1 pseudogene is annotated in these 235 nt (G+C 64.3%); it reads left to right on the forward strand.

From position 1 onward, the window contains the following. Positions 1-235 (forward strand): annotated as a pseudogene (gene nifH / locus SB765_RS33870) (nitrogenase reductase); the annotation flags it as partial.

Consider the following 235-nt stretch of genomic DNA (forward strand, 5'->3'; position numbering starts at 1 on the left):
GTGATGAAGATCGGCTACAAGGACATTCGCTGCGTCGAGTCGGGCGGCCCGGAGCCGGGCGTCGGCTGCGCGGGGCGCGGCGTCATCACGTCGATCAACTTTCTCGAGGAGAACGGCGCGTATGACGGCGTCGACTACGTGTCGTACGACGTGCTCGGCGACGTGGTGTGCGGCGGTTTCGCGATGCCGATTCGCGAGAACAAGGCACAGGAGATCTACATCGTGATGTCGGGCG

The sequence above is a fragment of the Pseudomonas sp. SIMBA_067 genome, from assembly GCF_046534675.1.
Taxonomy (GTDB): Bacteria; Pseudomonadota; Gammaproteobacteria; order Pseudomonadales; family Pseudomonadaceae; genus Aquipseudomonas; species Aquipseudomonas putida.